This is a genomic window from Stella humosa, from assembly GCF_006738645.1.
Taxonomy (GTDB): domain Bacteria; phylum Pseudomonadota; class Alphaproteobacteria; order ATCC43930; family Allostellaceae; genus Allostella; species Allostella humosa.
Genome location: NZ_AP019700.1, coordinates 5,724,477 through 5,740,894, shown reverse-complemented (window position 1 = coordinate 5,740,894; position 16,418 = coordinate 5,724,477). Strand labels below are relative to the sequence as shown.

Annotated in this window: 10 protein-coding genes; 1 reads left to right on the top strand and 9 read right to left on the bottom strand. The window is 68.5% G+C overall.

Features of this window, described 5'->3' with window-relative positions; translation table 11 throughout:
- Genes STVA_RS27005 through STVA_RS26985 form a run of 5 tightly spaced genes read right to left on the bottom strand, consistent with a single transcriptional unit; the run spans nt 1 to nt 4,932 of the window.
- Nucleotides 1-561, bottom strand: coding sequence for a septation protein A (locus STVA_RS27005; protein ID WP_123690240.1), 561 nt, complete (start codon nt 559-561; stop codon nt 1-3).
- The gene (gene ftsY, locus STVA_RS27000; RefSeq protein ID WP_123690242.1) at nt 558-1,502 is read right to left on the bottom strand and encodes a signal recognition particle-docking protein FtsY; all 945 of its coding nucleotides are present in this window, start codon (nt 1,500-1,502) and stop codon (nt 558-560) included. The genes STVA_RS27005 and ftsY overlap by 4 nt, the downstream gene beginning before the upstream one ends.
- Before the next feature lie 21 nt (nt 1,503-1,523).
- Entirely contained in the window at nt 1,524-2,780 is a 1,257-nt protein-coding gene (gene mtaB / locus STVA_RS26995; RefSeq protein ID WP_123690244.1) for a tRNA (N(6)-L-threonylcarbamoyladenosine(37)-C(2))-methylthiotransferase MtaB, read from the bottom strand.
- Entirely contained in the window at nt 2,777-3,628 is an 852-nt protein-coding gene (gene dapF / locus STVA_RS26990) for a diaminopimelate epimerase (RefSeq protein ID WP_123690246.1), read from the bottom strand. The genes mtaB and dapF overlap by 4 nt, the downstream gene beginning before the upstream one ends.
- A 53-nt stretch (nt 3,629-3,681) precedes the next feature.
- A complete protein-coding gene (locus STVA_RS26985) occupies nt 3,682-4,932 on the bottom strand; it encodes a UbiH/UbiF/VisC/COQ6 family ubiquinone biosynthesis hydroxylase (protein ID WP_123690248.1) in 1,251 nt (416 codons plus the stop codon).
- A 136-nt stretch (nt 4,933-5,068) separates the two neighbouring features.
- Between STVA_RS26985 and STVA_RS26980 the strand changes: the two genes are divergently transcribed.
- Nucleotides 5,069-5,407, top strand: coding sequence for a P-II family nitrogen regulator (locus STVA_RS26980; RefSeq protein ID WP_123690250.1), 339 nt, complete (start codon nt 5,069-5,071; stop codon nt 5,405-5,407).
- 220 nt (nt 5,408-5,627) lie between these two features.
- Here STVA_RS26980 and STVA_RS28325 read toward each other — a convergent pair whose 3' ends face one another.
- The 4 genes from STVA_RS28325 to phoU all read right to left on the bottom strand — a co-directional run bounded on the left by STVA_RS28325 (nt 5,628) and on the right by phoU (nt 16,391).
- The gene (locus STVA_RS28325; protein ID WP_142235898.1) at nt 5,628-11,579 is read right to left on the bottom strand and encodes a calcium-binding protein; all 5,952 of its coding nucleotides are present in this window, start codon (nt 11,577-11,579) and stop codon (nt 5,628-5,630) included.
- Nucleotides 11,580-11,976: 397 nt separating this feature from the next.
- Entirely contained in the window at nt 11,977-14,808 is a 2,832-nt protein-coding gene (locus tag STVA_RS26970) for a calcium-binding protein (RefSeq protein ID WP_123690254.1), read from the bottom strand.
- Between the two features lie 153 nt (nt 14,809-14,961).
- Nucleotides 14,962-15,654: a phosphate regulon transcriptional regulator PhoB gene (phoB, locus tag STVA_RS26965; protein ID WP_123690256.1), complete on the bottom strand. Its 693-nt coding sequence runs from the start codon at nt 15,652-15,654 to the stop codon at nt 14,962-14,964.
- A complete protein-coding gene (gene phoU / locus STVA_RS26960) occupies nt 15,651-16,391 on the bottom strand; it encodes a phosphate signaling complex protein PhoU (protein WP_123690258.1) in 741 nt (246 codons plus the stop codon). The genes phoB and phoU overlap by 4 nt, the downstream gene beginning before the upstream one ends.
- Nucleotides 16,392-16,418 lie beyond the last annotated feature (27 nt).

Sequence of the window (16,418 nt, the reverse complement as noted above, 5' to 3'; positions counted from 1 at the left end):
CTACACCTTGTCGGGCGTCGGCACGTCGGGTGTCGGCTCGGGCTCGGCGTGGCGGCGCATGTAGGGAAGCTGGGTGAGCGTGAAGGCGATGGTCAGCGCGATCAGCCCGAACACCTTGAAATTCACCCACAGCTCGGTCGTCTGGGTGCGCCACACCGCCTCGTTGAGGGCGGCCATGGCCAGGAAGAAGGCAGCCCAGCGATAGCCCAGCCCACGCCAGCCGGCCGGCGTCAGGTTGATGAAGCCGCCCATCAGCAGCTTCAGCGGGTGGCGGCCGAGCCAGCTTCCCACCACCAGCACCAGCGCGAACAAGAGGTAGACCAGCGTCGGCTTCATCTTGATGAAGGTCTCGTCGGCCAGCAGCAGCGTCAGCCCGCCGAAGACCATGACGATGACACCGGTCACCAGCGGCATCGTCGCCAGCCGCTTCTCGACCACCCAGGCGAGAATGAGGACGATGACGGTGGCGACCATCACGGCCGCCGTGGCCGCCATGATGCCGCCCAGATAATAGGCAACGAGGAAGGCCGCGAGCGGCCCGTAGTCGACGATCGCCTTCATTTCATCGCCTCCAGCCCCATCAGCCCGCGCGCGAAGGAGGTGGCGTCGAACGACCGCAGGTCGTCGGCCCCCTCGCCCACCCCCACGGCATAGACCGGCAGGCCGAACCGCTCGGCCAGCGCCACCACGACGCCGCCCTTGGCGGTGCCGTCCAGCTTGGTCATCGCCAGGCCGGTGACGCCGATCATGTCGCCGAATATCTCCACCTGCTGGTGGGCGTTCTGGCCGACCGTGGCATCCAGCACCAGCACGCAGTCGTGCGGGGCGGCCGGATCGAGCTTCTTCAGCACGCGCACGACCTTGCGCAGCTCTTCCATCAGCCCGGCCTTGTTCTGCAGGCGCCCGGCCGTGTCGATGATGAGGATGTCGGCGCCGTCGGTACGCGCCTTGGTCAGCGCATCGAAGGCGAGCCCGGCGGCATCGGCCCCCGGGGCGCCCGAGACGACCGGCACCCCGGCGCGTTCGCCCCAGACCTGGAGCTGCTCGACGGCGGCCGCGCGGAAGGTGTCACCGGCGGCGATGATGACGCGCTTGCCCTCGGCCCGCCAGTTCTTGGCCAGCTTGCCGATGGTGGTCGTCTTGCCGCTGCCGTTGACGCCCACCACCAGCACGACGTGGGGGCGGCTGGCGGGCACCAGCGGCCGGGCGACGGGCGCCAGGATCTTGGCGATCTCGCGCGCCAGGTGCTCGCGCACCTCCTCGGCCGAGACCTCCTGGCCGAAGCGCTCGCGGCGCAGGCCGGCGACGAGCTGCTCTGCCGTCTCGACGCCGAGGTCGGCCTGAATGAGCAGCGTCTCCAGCTCCTCCAGCGTCGCGTCGTCGAGCTTGCGCTTGGTGAAGATGGCGCCGATGCCCTCGGCGATCCGCGACGAGGTGCGGGCCAGGCCATCCTTGAGGCGGCGGAACCAGCCCCGCTTTTCGGGGGTTTCGGTGTCGGTCATTCTGGAATGCGCGGGCGTGCGTCAGGCGGCGACGGCGAGCAGGCGGTCGTCCTGGGCGGCGGTAATGCGACAGGCGACGACGCGGCCATCCAGCCCCGCCGCGCCAACGATCGCGACCGGCGCGAAATGGGCATCGTGGCCGCGGCCCTCGGCTTCCACCAGGACGCTGGCGGCGGTGCCGACGCGGGTCGCCAGGTAGGCGCCGGCGGCAGCCGCCCCGGCCTCTCGCAGCAGGCGGGCGCGCTCGCGCACCACCGGCCCCGGCACCTGGGGCATGCGGGCGGCGGGCGTGCCGGGCCGTGGCGAATAGGGAAAGACATGCAGCCAGGTGAGGCCGACCTCGGCCACATGGCCCAGCGTGTTGGCGAACATCGCCTCGTCCTCGGTCGGGAAGCCGGCGATGAGGTCGGCGCCCAGCACCAGGTCCGGCCGCAGGCGGCGCGCGCGCTCGGCCGCGCCGATGGCGTCGGCGCGCGAATGGCGGCGCTTCATGCGCTTCAGGATCATGTCGTCGCCGGCCTGCAGGCTGAGATGCAGGTGCGGCATCAGCCGCGGCTCCTCCGCCAGCAGGCGATAGATGTCCTCGTCCATCTCGGCCGGGTCGAGCGAGGACAGGCGCAGCCGCGGCAGGTCCGGCACGAGCGCCAGCAGCCGGCGCGTCATCTGCCCCAGGCTGGGCCGGCCCGGCAGGTCGGCGCCATAGGCCGTCAGGTCGACGCCGGTCAGCACCACCTCGCGGTAGCCGGCCGCCACCAGCGACCGCACGCGGTCGACGATGGCGCCGATGGCGACCGAGCGGCTGGGGCCGCGGCCATAGGGGATGATGCAGAAGGTGCAGCGATGGTCGCAGCCCTGCTGCACCTCGACGAAGGCGCGCGCGCGGCCGTCGAACCCTTCGACCAGGTGGCCCGCCGTCTCGCGCACCTGCATGATGTCGGCGACCGCCACCTTGGCGCCGCCGGGCGCAAACGCATCGGGCAGCAGCTTGTCGGCGTTGCCCAGCACGCGGTCGACCTCCGGCATCGCCGACCAGCGCTCGGGCGCGATCTGGGCGGCACAGCCGGTGACGACGATCTGTGCCCCCGGCCGCTCGCGGCGCAGGCGACGCACGGTCTGGCGCGCCTGGCGCTCGGCCTCGGCGGTGACGGCGCAGGTGTTGACGATGATCGTGTCCGACACGCCCGACGCCGCGGCGTTGGCCCGCATCACCGTCGATTCATAGGCGTTGAGGCGGCAGCCGAAGGTGACGATGTCGACTGTGTTGCGAGCGGGCGTCATGCCGCGAGCAGCGAGGGATGGATGGTGCCGCTGAAGGCGGTCGCGACCGGCCCCGTCATCAGCACATGGCCGTCGCGCAGCCACTCGATCTCCAGCGTGCCGCCGTCGAGGATCACCTCGGCCCGGCGGTCGACCAGGCCGCGGCGGGCGGCCGCCACCAGGGCCGCGCACGCACCCGACCCGCAGGCGCGCGTTATGCCGGCGCTGCGTTCCCACATGCGCAGGCGGATCCGCCCCGGCGCCAGGATCTGGGCGAAGCCGATATTGGCGCGCTCGGGGAAGATCGGATTGCGCTCCAGCACCGGGCCGATGTCGGCGACGGCGATCGCCGCCACGTCGGGCACGAAGAAGGTCGCGTGCGGGTTGCCCATGTTGGTCGCGACCGGGTCGGAGACCGGCCCCAGTGCCAGCGGCACATGCAACGTGTCGCAGGCCTGGGCCAGCGGGATCTCGCGCCAGTCGAGGCGGGCCGGGCCCATGTCGACGGCGATGCGCCCGTCGCCCGTCGCCTCGGCGTCCAGCAGGCCGGCCACGGTTTCCACCACCGCATGGCCGCGCCCGCGCTCCTCCATCAGGAGGCTGGCGATGCATCGGGTGGCATTGCCGCAGGCCTCGGCCTCGCTGCCGTCGGGGTTGCGGATGCGCATGAAGGCGTCGGCCAGGCTGCTGACCGCCGGCTCGATGACGATGAGCTGGTCGCAGCCGATGCCGGTGCGGCGGTCGGCGATGGCGCGCGCGCGCGGCCCGTCGACGACGATGCCGCCGGGCCGCGCGTCGATGACGACGAAGTCGTTGCCGAGCCCGTGCATCTTGAGGAAAGGCAGGGCCGCTGCCGCCGATGGTTCCATGCTGCAGTTATTAGAGGCGGCGGCGCCCCGGTTCAAGGCACCAGCAATAGCCGCTACAGCGGCTGGCCGCGGGCCAGGCGCGGCAGGTCGCCCGTAGTCCCCATGGCGTGCTGCATGAAGAGGCGCTTCAGGGGCGCCATGCGGTCGACCGCGGCCAAGCCCAGCCGGCGTGCCGCGCGCAACGGCGCCACGTCGTTGGAAAAGAGGCGGTTCAACCCGTCCGTCACCAGGCCCAGCATCGTCGTGTCCAGCCGGCGCCAGGCGGCATAGCGCGCAAGCGGCCCGGGCTGCCCGACATCCAGGCCGAGGCGACGGGCATCGACCAGGCATTCGGCCAGGGCCGCCACGTCGCGGATGCCGAGGTTCAGGCCCTGGCCGGCGATCGGGTGGATGACATGGGCCGCATCGCCCACCAGGGCCAGCCGGTCGGCCACCATGCGGTCGGCCCATTGCAGGGCAAGTGGATAGGCAAAGCGCGGCCCGCTGGGCCGGACGGCACCCCAATGGTCGCCGAAGCGGGCTGCCAGCTCGGCCGTGAATGCCGGCTCGTCCAGCGCCAGCAGGCCGGGTGCCGCGACCGAGCGCTCGGTCCAGACCAGCGACGAGCGGTGCGGCTCGCCCTCGGCCGGCGTCAGCGGCAGGATGGCGAAGGGGCCGGCCGGCAGGAAATGTTCGATCGCGACATCGCGGTGCGGCGCCTCGTGCACGGCCGTCGTCACGATCGCGGTCTGTGGATAGGGGTGTGTGCGCACGCCGATGCCGGCGGCGGCCCGCACCGCGGACTGCCGGCCGTCGGCCGCGACCAGCAGGTTGCCGCGCCAGGCCTGGCCGTCATCCAGCGTCACCGTGGCGCCGTTGGCGTCGCGGTCGATCGACACCACCTGCCGGGGCGCGAGATGGCGCAACGTCGGCAGGGTGGCGGCCAGGCGATGGAGGGCGTGCCGCAGGACCCGGTTCTCGACGATGTGGCCCAGCGGCTGGTCGCCCACCGCGCGATGGTCGTAGTGCAGGAAGAGCGGGGAACCGGCATCGACGACGCGGATTCCGGCGATCGGCGCGGCATCGTCCGCCACCAGCGGCCACAGGCCGATCCCTTCCAGGACGCGCCGAGAGCCGTAGGCGATGGCCGAGGCGCGGCCGTCGAAGGCCGGCGCCAGGGCCGTTGCCGGCGGCTCTCGGTCGACCACCAGCACGTCCATCCCCGCCTGTGCCAGGGCCGCCGCCAGCGTCAGGCCGACGAGGCCGCCGCCGACGACGATCGTCTCCACCCGCTGGGGCCGGGCGACAGGGTGCGCGCGTGTCATGGGGCGAACATCCATCGCCGGGGCGCGCCTGTCCAGGCAGGGTTTGCCGGCGCGACATCGCAGGCCGGCCCGGCCGCCGCGGCACGGTTCTTGTATATTTCTTGGGCAGGAGCCCCGAGGTACTGAGGAACGACCCATGAAGCTGGTGATGGCCATCATCAAACCCTTCAAGCTCGATGATGTACGCGAGGCGCTGACCGCGCTTGGCGTCCAGGGCCTGACCGTCGGCGAGGTCCGCGGCTTCGGTCGGCAGAAGGGCCAGACCGAGATCTATCGCGGCGCCGAATATGCCGTGAGCTTCGTGCCCAAGGTGAAGATCGAGGTGGCGGTCGACGACGACCTGGCCCTGCCGGTCGTGGACGCGATCCAGAAGGCCGCCAACACCGGCCGCATCGGCGACGGCAAGATCTTCATCCTCGACATTGCCCACGCCGTGCGCATCCGCACCGGCGAGACGGGCAGCGAAGCCTTGTAGCCACCCCCAGGATTTCCCCTTCGCCGCTTGGCGCAGCCGACTGCGTCGGGTGGCGGTCCCACGCCCCGCCGGCTGCCGCCGGCGGGGCGTCCAATTTCGGACCTTCGAGCGGCGACTTCGAGCCGGACACGGAAAAGGCCAGCGGTTGCCCGCTGGCCTTTTGCCGTTCGGACCGGCGCCTGGCCGGCGTCCCCTGGCGGGGGCGCCGGCCGGCTCGGGCCTAGTAGAGCAGGAAGTCGGAGAAGAGCACCGAGCTGGTGGTGATGTTCTTCACCGTGATCGACGTGTCGTTGCTGAACGAGATCTTCATCGCATCCATCACCGAGTCGTTGTTGGTGTCGACGTCGGTGCTGATGGCCAGGATCTCCGACAGCGTATCGAAGGCGACGCCGTTGAAGGTGCCGTTATCGATGTCGAAGGACAGGTCGTCGACACCCTGGACGAAGTCGGTGATCAGGTCATGACCGACCTTGTTCTGTTCGAAGACGAAGTCGTCGAACCCGGCACCGCCGGTCATGGTGTCGTTGCCGATCTGGCCGAGCAGGAAGTCGTCGCCGTCGCCGCCGTCCAGGGAGTCGTTGCCCTGGCCGCCGAGGACGATGTCGGACCCGAGACCACCGAAGACCTGGTCGTCGCCGATCTCGCCCGTCACCCAGTCGTTGCCGTCCTCGCCGAACACGGAGTCGTTGTCCTGACCGCCGCGGACGGTGTCGTTGCCGTCGCCACCGAAGACGCTGTCGTTGCCCTTGTTGCCCATGACGTGGTCGTCGCCGGCGTCGCCGTGGACGGTGTCGTTGCCGTCCATGGCGGTGATGAGGTCGTTGCCCGATCCACCATTGATCAGGTCGTTGCCCTCGCCACCGTCGATGTAGTCGTCACCGGCATCGCCGTTGAGCAGGTCCGCGCCATTGCCGCCGGAGAGGGAGTCGTTGCCCGCGCCGCCGCTGATGGTGTCGTTCCCGTCCTCGCCGAAGAGCATGTCCTGATCGTTGCCACCGTTGATCAGGTCATTCTCGCTGCCGCCGTAGATGGCGTCGTTGCCATCTTCGCCGTTCAGCGTGTCTTCGCCGGCGCCGCCGTAGATCAGGTCATCGCCGCCGTTGCCGTTGAGGATGTCGTCGCCACCCAGGCCGTAGATGGTGTCGTTGCCACCGAGGCCGCTGATGGTGTCGTCACCTTCCGTGCCGGTCAGCACGTCCGGACCTTCCGTCGCACCCGTCGGCGGGGGCTCGTCCGCACCGATGGTCAGACCCAGCGTGTCGGAGCCGCCTTCCGAGCCCGTCACCTCGAAGGTGTAGAACCCGGAGCTCAGCACCGTCGCGTTGGTGTAGCTCCACGCACCCGCGCCATCGACCGGGATGTTGGTCGCGATGGTCAGGCCGTTGCGGATGATGTTGACCGTCGAGTTCGGCGTACCCAGGCCGAAGATCGTCGGCGTCGTGTCGGTGGTCACGCCATCGCCGATGGTGCCGGTGTCGTCGGTGAAGTTCGTGATCGTCACGAACCCATCCGGGGCCGGCGGGGCGGGGCGGCGGGGCGGCTCGAACGAACCGGTGATCGTGACGATCATCCGGTTGTTGACCGAGTCGTAGGTCCCGGTCGCCGCGCCGATGACGCCGGGGAGCTTCAGGGTCGGGAACCCGCCCGTGGGCAGGACCAGAGAACCGTTCACACCCTGGGTCAGGGACGCGGTGAGGTCACCGCTCTGCTCGATGATGATGACGTCGGACGCGGGGTCGAACCCGTAGATCGTGTCGTTCGCGAGTTCGGTGACCGTGCCGAAGATGGTGTCGTCGCCATCGCCGGGGTTCACCGAGTCCGCGCCGGGGCCGACATAGATGGAGTCGTTACCGCCACCACCGTCGAAGGTGTCGGCACCGTCTTCATCCTGCCCGTCGAACCGGCCGAGCACGTCGTCGCCGGCGCCGCCGCGGACCACGTCGGCACCCTGGCCGCCATAGACCGTGTCGTTGCCTTCGTCGCCGTCCAGCGTGTCGTTGCCGTTGCCGCCGAGGATCGAGTCCTGGCCGTCGCCGCCCACGATCGAGTCCGCACCGGCTTCGCCGAGCAGCGTGTCATCCGACCCCGGCCCGCCACCGTCGATGGTGTCGTTGCCGTTGCCGCCGAGCGCGCTGTCGTCGCCGGGGCCGACATCGATGAAGTCGTTGCCGTTGCCGCCGAGGACCGTGTCGTCGCCGATGCCGCCGAGCAGGCTGTCATTGCCTTCGTCGCCGAAGACGCTGTCGCTGCCGTCGCCACCATCGGCCGTGTCGTTGCCGCCGCCGCCGTAGACGATGTCGTCGCCGGCATCGCCGGAAACGCTGTCGTCGTCGGCATTGCCGCTCAGCGTGTCGTTGTCGCCACCACCGAACAGGGTGTCGGCACCGTTGCCGCCGGTCACATAGTCGAGGCCGGAGCTGCCATAGAGCTGGTCGGAGCCGTCCTCGCCGTCGACGGTGTCGTCGCCGCCTTCGCCGATCAGCGTGTCGTCGCCGATCCAGCCCAGGATGCTGTCGTTGCCGTTGCCGCCGAAGGCGAGATCGCTGCCTTCCCAGCCGTCGATGGTGTCGTTGCCTTCGCCGCCATCGATGGCGTCGTTGCCGGCGTCACCGTCGAGCGAGTCGTTGCCGTCGCCACCGGCGATCAGGTCGTTGTCGGCACCGCCGTCGATGTAGTCGTCGCCGGCATCGCCGCTCAGCGCATCGCTGCCCTGACCGCCATAGATGCCGTCGGCATCGCCGCCACCGAAGACGGTATCGGCACCGTTGCCGCCCACCAGGCTGTCGAACCCGGCATTGCCGCTCAGGTAGTCGCTGCCGTCCTCGCCCAGCACGGTGTCGCTGCCGTCACCGGCCGCGATGGTGTCGCCGCCCGGCGTGTTGTTGCCGACCAGCGTGTCGCCGTAACCGAAGAGGCTGCTGTCGCCGAGGATGTAGTCGTCGAACACGCTGCCGATGATGCTGTCATTGCCAGCGCCGCCGGTGAACGTGGCTTCCGCCAGCTCCGCGAAGCTGGAGAGGACGACCGTGTCGTTGCCTTCCTGGGCGTCGATCCGGTTGTCGACGAGCGGGTCGACGTCCTCGAGCTTCACGCTGTCGTTGTTCGGCGTGAACACGCCGTCGCCGACCATGCGGATGATCGTCTGCCCGGTGCCGGTGTCGTAGATGGCGGTAACGTCCTCACCGATCAGGTTCGGGTTGGTGAAGTAGATCTCACCGCCGACATTGACCGTGTCGAGGTCGAGGACGCCGACATTCGTATCGGCGCTGGCCACGATCGTGCCGGCAACCAGGAACTGGATGTCGCCATCGACGACGATCCGATCCTCGTCGACCGTGAAGGTCTGGATCGTGTCGTTCGTCAGGTCGTTGAGGGTGCCATAGAAGGTGTCGGCACCCTTGTCGCCGAACATCAGGTCGCCATCGGCACCGCCGATGATCGAGTCCGGGCCGTCGCCGGCGCGGATCGTGTCGGCACCCGCATCGCCGAACAGGGTGTCTTCGCCCTGGCCGCCGAGGATCGAGTCCTGCTCCGTGCCGCCGTAGGCGATGTCGTTGCCGGTACCGCCGATCAGCAGGTCGAGGTCGTCGTTGCCGAACAGCGTGTCGTTGCCGTTGCCGCCATCGACCGTGTCGCGAGCCCCGCCGCCGAGCAGGCTGTCGTTGCCCTCGTTGCCCATGACGGAGTCGGCATCGTCGTTGCCGAAGACCGTGTCGTCGCCATTGCCGCCCTGGAGGGTGTCGGTGCCGACGCCGCCGTCGATGGTGTCGCCACCCTCGCCGCCGAGCAGGCTATCGTTGCCGTCCAGGCCGATGACCGTGTCCTGACCATCGCCGGCATCGATCGTGTCGTTGCCGAGCTCGCCCAGGAGCGAGTCGTTGCCGTTGCCGCCGAAGATGCTGTCGTTGTCGTCACCGCCCTGGATCGTATCCTGGTCGTTGCCGCCGAAGAGCGTGTCGGCACCCGTGCCGCCGACGATCTCGTCGCGACCGTCGCCGCCGTCGATGTTGTCGTCCTCGGAGCCGCCGTCGACCGTGTCGTTGCCCTGGCCGCCGGTGATCAGATCGCGGCCGTCGTCGCCCTCGATCGAGTCGTTGCCGTTGCCGCCAGCGATGGTGTCGTTGTCGACGCCGCCCTCGACCGTGTCGTCGCCTTCCCCGCCGGACAGCGAGTCGGCGCCGTCGAGACCTTCGATCAGGTCGTCGCCTTCGCCGCCTTCGGCCGTGTCGTCACCGGCATTGCCGAAGATCTCGTCGTTCGAGCCTTCGCCCATCAGGAAGTCGTTGCCGCCGCCGCCGACGATGGAGTCCTGCTGCTCGCCGCCATAGAGGCTGTCGTTCAGCGCGCCGCCGTCGAGCGTGTCTTCCTGGTCGCCGCCATAGAGAACGTCGTTGCCGCCGGCGCCGACCAGCTCGTCCTTGCCGTTGCCGCCATAGACCAGGTCGTTGCCCTGGTCACCGTTGATCGACTCGGCATTCTCGCTGCCGAAGATCGTGTCCTTGCCGTCGCCACCCGAGAAGGTGTCGTCCAGCGTCGAGTCCGGCACCAGCAGGGCGTCGCCGCCCTTCAGGGTGACGAGGTCGTCGCCGCCCAGCGCGCTGGAGGCGTTGCCGATCTCGGACAGGTCGTAGGCCGACAGGTTCACCGTGTCGGACTGCTCGGTGAAGATCGCCTGGATCAGGTCGATGTTCGTGTTGCCGGCGCTGTCGTCGGTGTAGCGCCAGAACCAGCCCTTGCCGCCCGTGCCGGTCACCGTCATGTCGGCGGTGCCGTCGAGGTCGATGTCGAGCTTGTCGGTCAGCGCGGCGACGATGGTATCGCCGGCGAGGTTGAAGCCCTCAACGACGATCAGGTCGACGTCCTTGTCGACGAAGCTCGTGTTGAAGTCCGTGATCGTGTCGCCGTCGAGGTCGAGGTTGTTGTAGACGCCATAGACCGTGTCGCTGCCCGTGCCGAGCGTGATCACGTCGACCGCGATCGCGCCGCCGGCATCGGGGCGGATCGAGTCGTCGCCGGCGCCTGCATCGATAATGTCGGCGCCATCGCCGGCACCGAGAGTGTCGTTGCCGTTGCCGCCCATGACGCTGTCGCCGCCGGCGCCCGCCTGGACTTCGTCGTCGCCCTCGCCACCATCCATGGTGTCGTTGTCGCCGCCGTTGTCGGTCAGGAAGTCAGAGCCATCGCCGCCGCTGACGACGTCGGCGCCCGCGCCGCCCTCGATCGTGTCGTCGCCCTGGCCACCGAACACGGTGTCGGCATCGGTGCCGGCGTCGATCGAGTCGTTGCCGATGTCGCCGGAGATCGAGTCGGCCCCATCGAAGCCCTCGATCACGTCGTCGCCGGTGCCGCCGTCGATCGTGTCTTCGCCGATGTCGCCATAGACGCTGTCGTTGTCGGCGCCCGCGAGGACCGAGTCGTCGCCGCCGCCGGCGTTGATCGTGTCCGCGCCCTGGCCACCCAGGATGGTGTCGTCGTCGGCGCCGCCCGTGATGGTGTCGTTGTCGGAGCCGCCGTCGATCGAGTCGGCCTCGTCGTCGCCGTCGATCGCATCACCGCCGGTGCCGCCCAGGATGGTGTCGCGGCCCGTGCCGCCCACCAGGCTGTCGGCGCCGACTCCGCCATCGACATAGGAATTGTCGCTGCCGTCGATATTGACCGTGTCGTCGCCGGCGCCAGCATAGATCGTGTCGGCGTTGTCGGCCGTGCCGCCGATGATGCTGTCGTTGCCGTCGTCGCCATAGACGAGATCGTCGCCGGCTTCGCCATTGATCGTGTCGTCATCGGCGCCGCCACGGATCGTGTCGTTGCCGGCGCCGCCGAGAATGGAGTCGTCCTGCGTGCCGCCGTCGAGATAGTCGTTGCCCGAGCCCTCTACGGTGTCGCCCTGGAGGGTCGGCGGAACGATCTGCGCGCCATAGACGCCGTCGCCGTGGATCGTGTCATCGCCCTGACCGCCATAGACGATGTCGCCATCGAAGTTGCCGAACAGAATGTCGGCGCCTTCCTGGCCGTAGATGGTGTCGATGCCGGCATTACCTGCCAGGAAATCGTCCGCAAGGCCGCCGTAAAGCAGATCGTTGCCTGCCGCGCCTTCAACCCCGTCCGCGCCGCTGTTGTCGCCCGCGCCCGACGGAAATGTGTCAGCGAAATTGGTGAGTACAAGATTCGCCATCGAAAGCCCCCTTGGAGTGCGACAACCGGGCGTGTCCGAGCCACCCGGTGCGCGCGTACGGATTCGGACCCCCTCCGCCCGCGCAGATTCTCAACGTCAATCAACGCAACTCTGCGGGCAAAGTCAACGCGTTATTGGTTTCTGTTCGCAGGCGTGGCCGCCGCGCAACGATTGCGAGCACCGCAGTATTTGCGTTGCCCACTAGCCCTGCCACGGGAATCCCGGACCATCCCCAGCATATGGGTCGAGGCGGAACGCCGCCGCATCGGACGGGCTCGCCCCCGGCTGGAAGGGCGCCGGCCGGATGAACGCAGCGCGGCAAAAGAGAAGGGGCGGCCTTGCGGCCGCCCCCAGGTCTGCCTTGCGGGACGGAGCCCCGCGGGTCGGGTTGCCCCGATCAGATGATGTAGATCAGGACCGAGTTGTCGGCACCCAGCATGGTGTCGGTATGGCCGCTGAGCGCATTGCCGTCCTCGTCGAGGAAGGTGATGTCGGTGCCGCCGACCTTGGTGAGCGAGAGCACACCGTCGAGCAGCTCGATGTTGGCCAGCAGCTTGTTGTTCTTGGACTGCAGGCCGGTGATCACCACCACGTCGGAGTCGTCGTCCTTCGAGTTGCCGGTGTTGAAGCCGGCCAGCGTGTCGCCGCTGAGGAAGGCGACGGTGCCGTAGACGCTGTCGTGCGACGTGTCGCCGTTCCCGGCATCGCCGGTCGCGGTGTCTGCGTCGCCCAGGTCGATATAGTCGGACCCGGCCTCGCCATAGAGACGGTCGGCACCCGTGCCGCCCTTCATCTTGTCGTCGCCAGCCCCGCCGATGATCGTGTCGGCGCCCGTGCCGCCATCCAGCGTGTCGGCACCCGCGCCGCCTTCGAGGCGGTCGTTGCCGTCGCCACCGACGCCGAGATCGTTGCCGTTCTCGCCGTAGACGGTGTCGTTGCCGGCCTCGCCGTAGAGCGAGTCGTTGTCGTTGCCGCCGTAGAGGGCGTCGTTCTCGGTCCCGCCATAGACGAGGTCGTTACCGTTGCCGCCCTTCAGCGTGTCGTTGGCGGCGAGACCGAAGATCTGGTCGTTGCCGTTCTTGCCGTCGATGTTGTTGATGCCGGGCCCGCCGACCAGCACATCCGGGTTGTTGGTCGAGGTGTTGCTGCCCTGGATGATGATCGGGAAGGGATCCGACGGGTCCGACTCGTTGGAGGCCTGGTCGGTGGAGGTGGCCGTGAAGCCGTGGATCCCATAGGCCAGCGACGTGCCGGTGAAGTCGAAGACGAATTCGCCGTCGCCGTCCACCGTCGCCTGGCCGACCTCCTTGCCATCCTTGAAGATGGTGACGGTGCTGTCGGGCTCGGCCTCGCCGTAGATGTAGAGCGTCTGGTCGGTGGTGACGTTGTCGACCGTGTCGCCGGTGTTGTCCGAGAAGGACGTGATCACCGGCGCATCGGGCGCGATGTCGTCATTGTCGATGATCCAGATGGTCGTCTGGCCGGTGCCGCTGTCGAAGTCCGCGTCGATCTGGCCTTCGACCGGGTTGCCGTTGTTGTAGAGGTAGATCGCCGTGACGGTGTCGTTGAACACCACCGCACCCGACATCGTGTCGCCGTCCAGGTCGCGGTAGTCCCCCTCGACCACGATGTAGTCCGACTGCGACGGGCTCTTGCCCGAGGTGAAGTCGAACACGCTGTCTTCGCCCAGGTCTTCGGCGCTGTAGCCGCGGATCTCGTCGGCGCCGGCGCCGGTCCAGATCGAGTCGCCGTACATGTAGCCGCCGTAGCCGTGGCCGGTCTCGATCGTGTCGTTACCGGTGCCGCCCGACAGGTAGTCGCGATCCTCGGTGCCGAAGAGGCGATCCTTGCCCTCGTCGCCGAAGATGGTGTCGCCATCCTCGTCGCCGTCTTCGTCGTAGTTGTAGTGGGCGTAGCCACCGAACAGCGAGTCGTCGCCGTTGCCGCCGTAGATGATGTCCTCGTCTTCGCCGCCGCCGATGGTGTCGTTGCCGTTGCCACCAGAGAGCGTGTCGTAGTCCTCGCCGCCGAAGATGCTGTCATCGCCGTTGCCGCCGACGATCGAGTCGTCGCCGTCATAGCCCATCGCGACGTCGTTGCCGTTGCCACCCAGCAGCGAGTCGTCGCTGTAGCCGCCCCACAGCGAGTCGTTGCCATTGCCGCCGATCAGCGAGTCTTCGCCGTCGTTGCCCTCAATCGAGTCGTTGCCTTCGCCGCCGAGGACGGTGTCGTAATCCTCGCCGCCCTCCAGCGAGTCGTCGCCGTTGCCGCCGATGATCGAGTCGTCGCCGTTGCCGCCCCAGGCGTAGTCGTTGCCGTTGCCGCCGAGGATGGTGTCGCTGCCGTCGTCGATCCCGTTGCCGCCGTAATAATAGTCGGACCAGGAATCGCCCATCAGGCTGTCGTCGCCTTCCCCACCCGTGATGGAGTCGTCGCCGTTGCCGCCGAAGATGGTGTCGTTGCCGGTGCCGCCGTCCAGCGAGTCGTCGCCGCCATAGGTGCCGTAGTAGTAGCTGCCGATCTCCCAGTCGCCGTCGATGACGTCGTTGCCTTCGCCGCCCTCGATGGTGTCGTCGCCGTTGCCGCCGAAGAGGAAGTCCTCACCGTTGCCGCCGACGATCGAGTCGGCATTGAAGCCGCCGAAGATCGTGTCGTCGCCCTGGGCGCCGATGACCGTGTCTTCGCCGAACCAGCCGAAGATCGTGTCGTCGCCGCCGTTGCCTTCGATGCTGTCGTCGCCGTTGCCGCCGAACGCGTAGTCCGCGCCACCATTGCCTTCGATGGTGTCGTCGTCCTCACCGCCCCACAGCGTGTCGGCGCCGGCACCGCCGGCCAGCTTGTCGTCGCCGTTGCCGCCGAACAGGAAGTCGTTCCCGTCGCCGCCGTCGAGCTTGTCCTTGCCGCCGCCGCCGGCAATCAGGTCGTCGTCCTCGTCGCCGAACAGGAAATCGTTCAGCACGCCGCCGAACAGCGTGTCATCGCCGTCCTGGCCGTAGATCGTGTCGTTGCCGCTGGCGACGACCGTGTCGCTGGAGCTGTCGCCGAAGAGGCTGTCGTCGCCGGCGCCGCCATAGATCAGGTCGCCCGCGTCGTCGCCGAAGATGGTGTCGTTGGCTTCACCGCCGTCGATCGTGTCCTTGCCGGCCAAGCCGTAGATCAGATCGGAGCCGGAGTTGTCTTCAACACCCGGAAAATTGTCGGCACCAGTCGTCAGCGTAAAAGTGGCCATAGTCGCCCCCCGGAGACACAAAAGACGGTCGCTCACGCCGCCTAGCGGAGCAGACCGGGATCAACTTAATCGTATAATCAATCCGAACCGGCATTCCCGGTCAATCGAATTGTCCGGCCCGCCCCCGGGCCATGTCCCGGCGTGTCCGCCATGTCACGCTTCCTGATGGTCGAGGGCGTAGCCGGCCGAGCGCACGGTGCGGATGACATCCAGGTCGTCGTCGCCGTTCACGGCCTTGCGCAGGCGGCGGATATGCACGTCGACGGTGCGTGGCTCGACATAGACGTCGCGGCCCCAGACGGCGTCCAGCAACTGCTCACGCGAGAAGACGCGGCCCGGATGCTCCAGGAAGAAGCGCAGCAGGCGGAACTCCGTCGGGCCCAGATGGATGTTGCGGCCGTTTCGCGTAACGCGATGGCCGGTCAGGTCCATGGCGAGGTCGGAGAAGCGCAGCATGTCCTCGGCCGTGGACGGCCGGGCACGCCGCAGCACGGCCTTCAGGCGGGCCGTCAGCTCGGACGGCGAGAAGGGCTTGGTGACATAGTCGTCGGCGCCAGAGTTCAGGCCGCGGACCTTGTCGGCCTCCTCGCCGCGCGCCGTCAGCATGACGATCGGCAGGGAGCGCGCCTCGGGCATGCGCCGGATCTGGCGGCAGACCTCGATCCCGGACACCAGCGGCAGCATCCAGTCGAGCAGGACCAGGTCCGGCTTGTGGTCCTTGACGGCGACCAGCGCCTCCTCGCCGTCGCGCGCCTCGGCGACGCGGAAGCCTTCCTTCTCGAGATTGTAACGCAGCAGGGTGAGGAGGGGGACCTCGTCCTCCACCACCAGGACCAGCGGCTTCATGGGGCATCCATCGACTGAACAGCGGTAACCGGGGGTTGGGGAATGACGGCGGTCGAGCGGTCGCCCTTGGGCCGCAATTCGCGCAGGCGGTCGCCGCGCACCAGGAAGTGGATCGTCTCGGCGATGTTCGTGGCGTGGTCGCCGATGCGCTCGACGTTCTTGGCCATGAAGAGGAGATGGGTGGCAGCGCCAATGCTGCGCGGGTCCTCCATCATGTAGGTGAGGAGCTCGCGGAAGAGGCTGGTGTACATCTCGTCCAGCTCCTCGTCGCGGCGCCACACGGCGACCGCCCGCTCCGCGTCGCGCTCGACATAGGCGTCGAGCACGTCCTTGATCATCGCCTGGGCATAGGCGCCCATGCGCGGGATGGCGAAGGCGGGGCGCACCGGCGGGGTCTGGTTCAGCGCGATCGAGCGCTTGGCGACGTTGGCGGCATAGTCGGCGATTCGCTCCAGGTCAGCCGCGATCTTGAGCGAGGAGACGATCTCGCGCAGGTCGGGCCCGACCGGCTGGCGCAGCGCCAGCAGGCGCATCACCTGCTGGTCGACCTCGGTCTCGAGCTGGTCGACGCGCAGGTCGGCCGAGACAATCTCGGCCGCCAGGACGCCGTCGCGCCGGGAGACGGCCTGCATGGCGGCGGCCAACTGCGACTCGGCCAGCCCGCCCATCTGGGTCAGCGTGTTGGCGAGACGGCGCAGCTCCTCGTCATAGGAGCGGACGGTGTGTTTGGTCGGCATCGGTCTTCGTCCCTCGCCAGAATGACG

What these genes read in the sequence shown, in the direction of transcription:
- STVA_RS27005 (WP_123690240.1), bottom strand. Translation starts at nt 561, where the DNA reads ATGAAGGCGATCGTCGACTACGGGCCGCTCGCGGCCTTCCTCGTTGCC.
- ftsY (WP_123690242.1), bottom strand. Translation starts at nt 1,502, where the DNA reads ATGACCGACACCGAAACCCCCGAAAAGCGGGGCTGGTTCCGCCGCCTC.
- STVA_RS26980 (WP_123690250.1), top strand. Translation starts at nt 5,069, where the DNA reads ATGAAGCTGGTGATGGCCATCATCAAACCCTTCAAGCTCGATGATGTA.
- STVA_RS26970 (WP_123690254.1), bottom strand. Translation starts at nt 14,808, where the DNA reads ATGGCCACTTTTACGCTGACGACTGGTGCCGACAATTTTCCGGGTGTT.
- dapF (WP_123690246.1), bottom strand. Translation starts at nt 3,628, where the DNA reads ATGGAACCATCGGCGGCAGCGGCCCTGCCTTTCCTCAAGATGCACGGG.
- phoU (WP_123690258.1), bottom strand. Translation starts at nt 16,391, where the DNA reads ATGCCGACCAAACACACCGTCCGCTCCTATGACGAGGAGCTGCGCCGT.
- phoB (WP_123690256.1), bottom strand. Translation starts at nt 15,654, where the DNA reads ATGAAGCCGCTGGTCCTGGTGGTGGAGGACGAGGTCCCCCTCCTCACC.
- STVA_RS26985 (WP_123690248.1), bottom strand. Translation starts at nt 4,932, where the DNA reads ATGACACGCGCGCACCCTGTCGCCCGGCCCCAGCGGGTGGAGACGATC.
- mtaB (WP_123690244.1), bottom strand. Translation starts at nt 2,780, where the DNA reads ATGACGCCCGCTCGCAACACAGTCGACATCGTCACCTTCGGCTGCCGC.
- STVA_RS28325 (WP_142235898.1), bottom strand. Translation starts at nt 11,579, where the DNA reads ATGGCGAATCTTGTACTCACCAATTTCGCTGACACATTTCCGTCGGGC.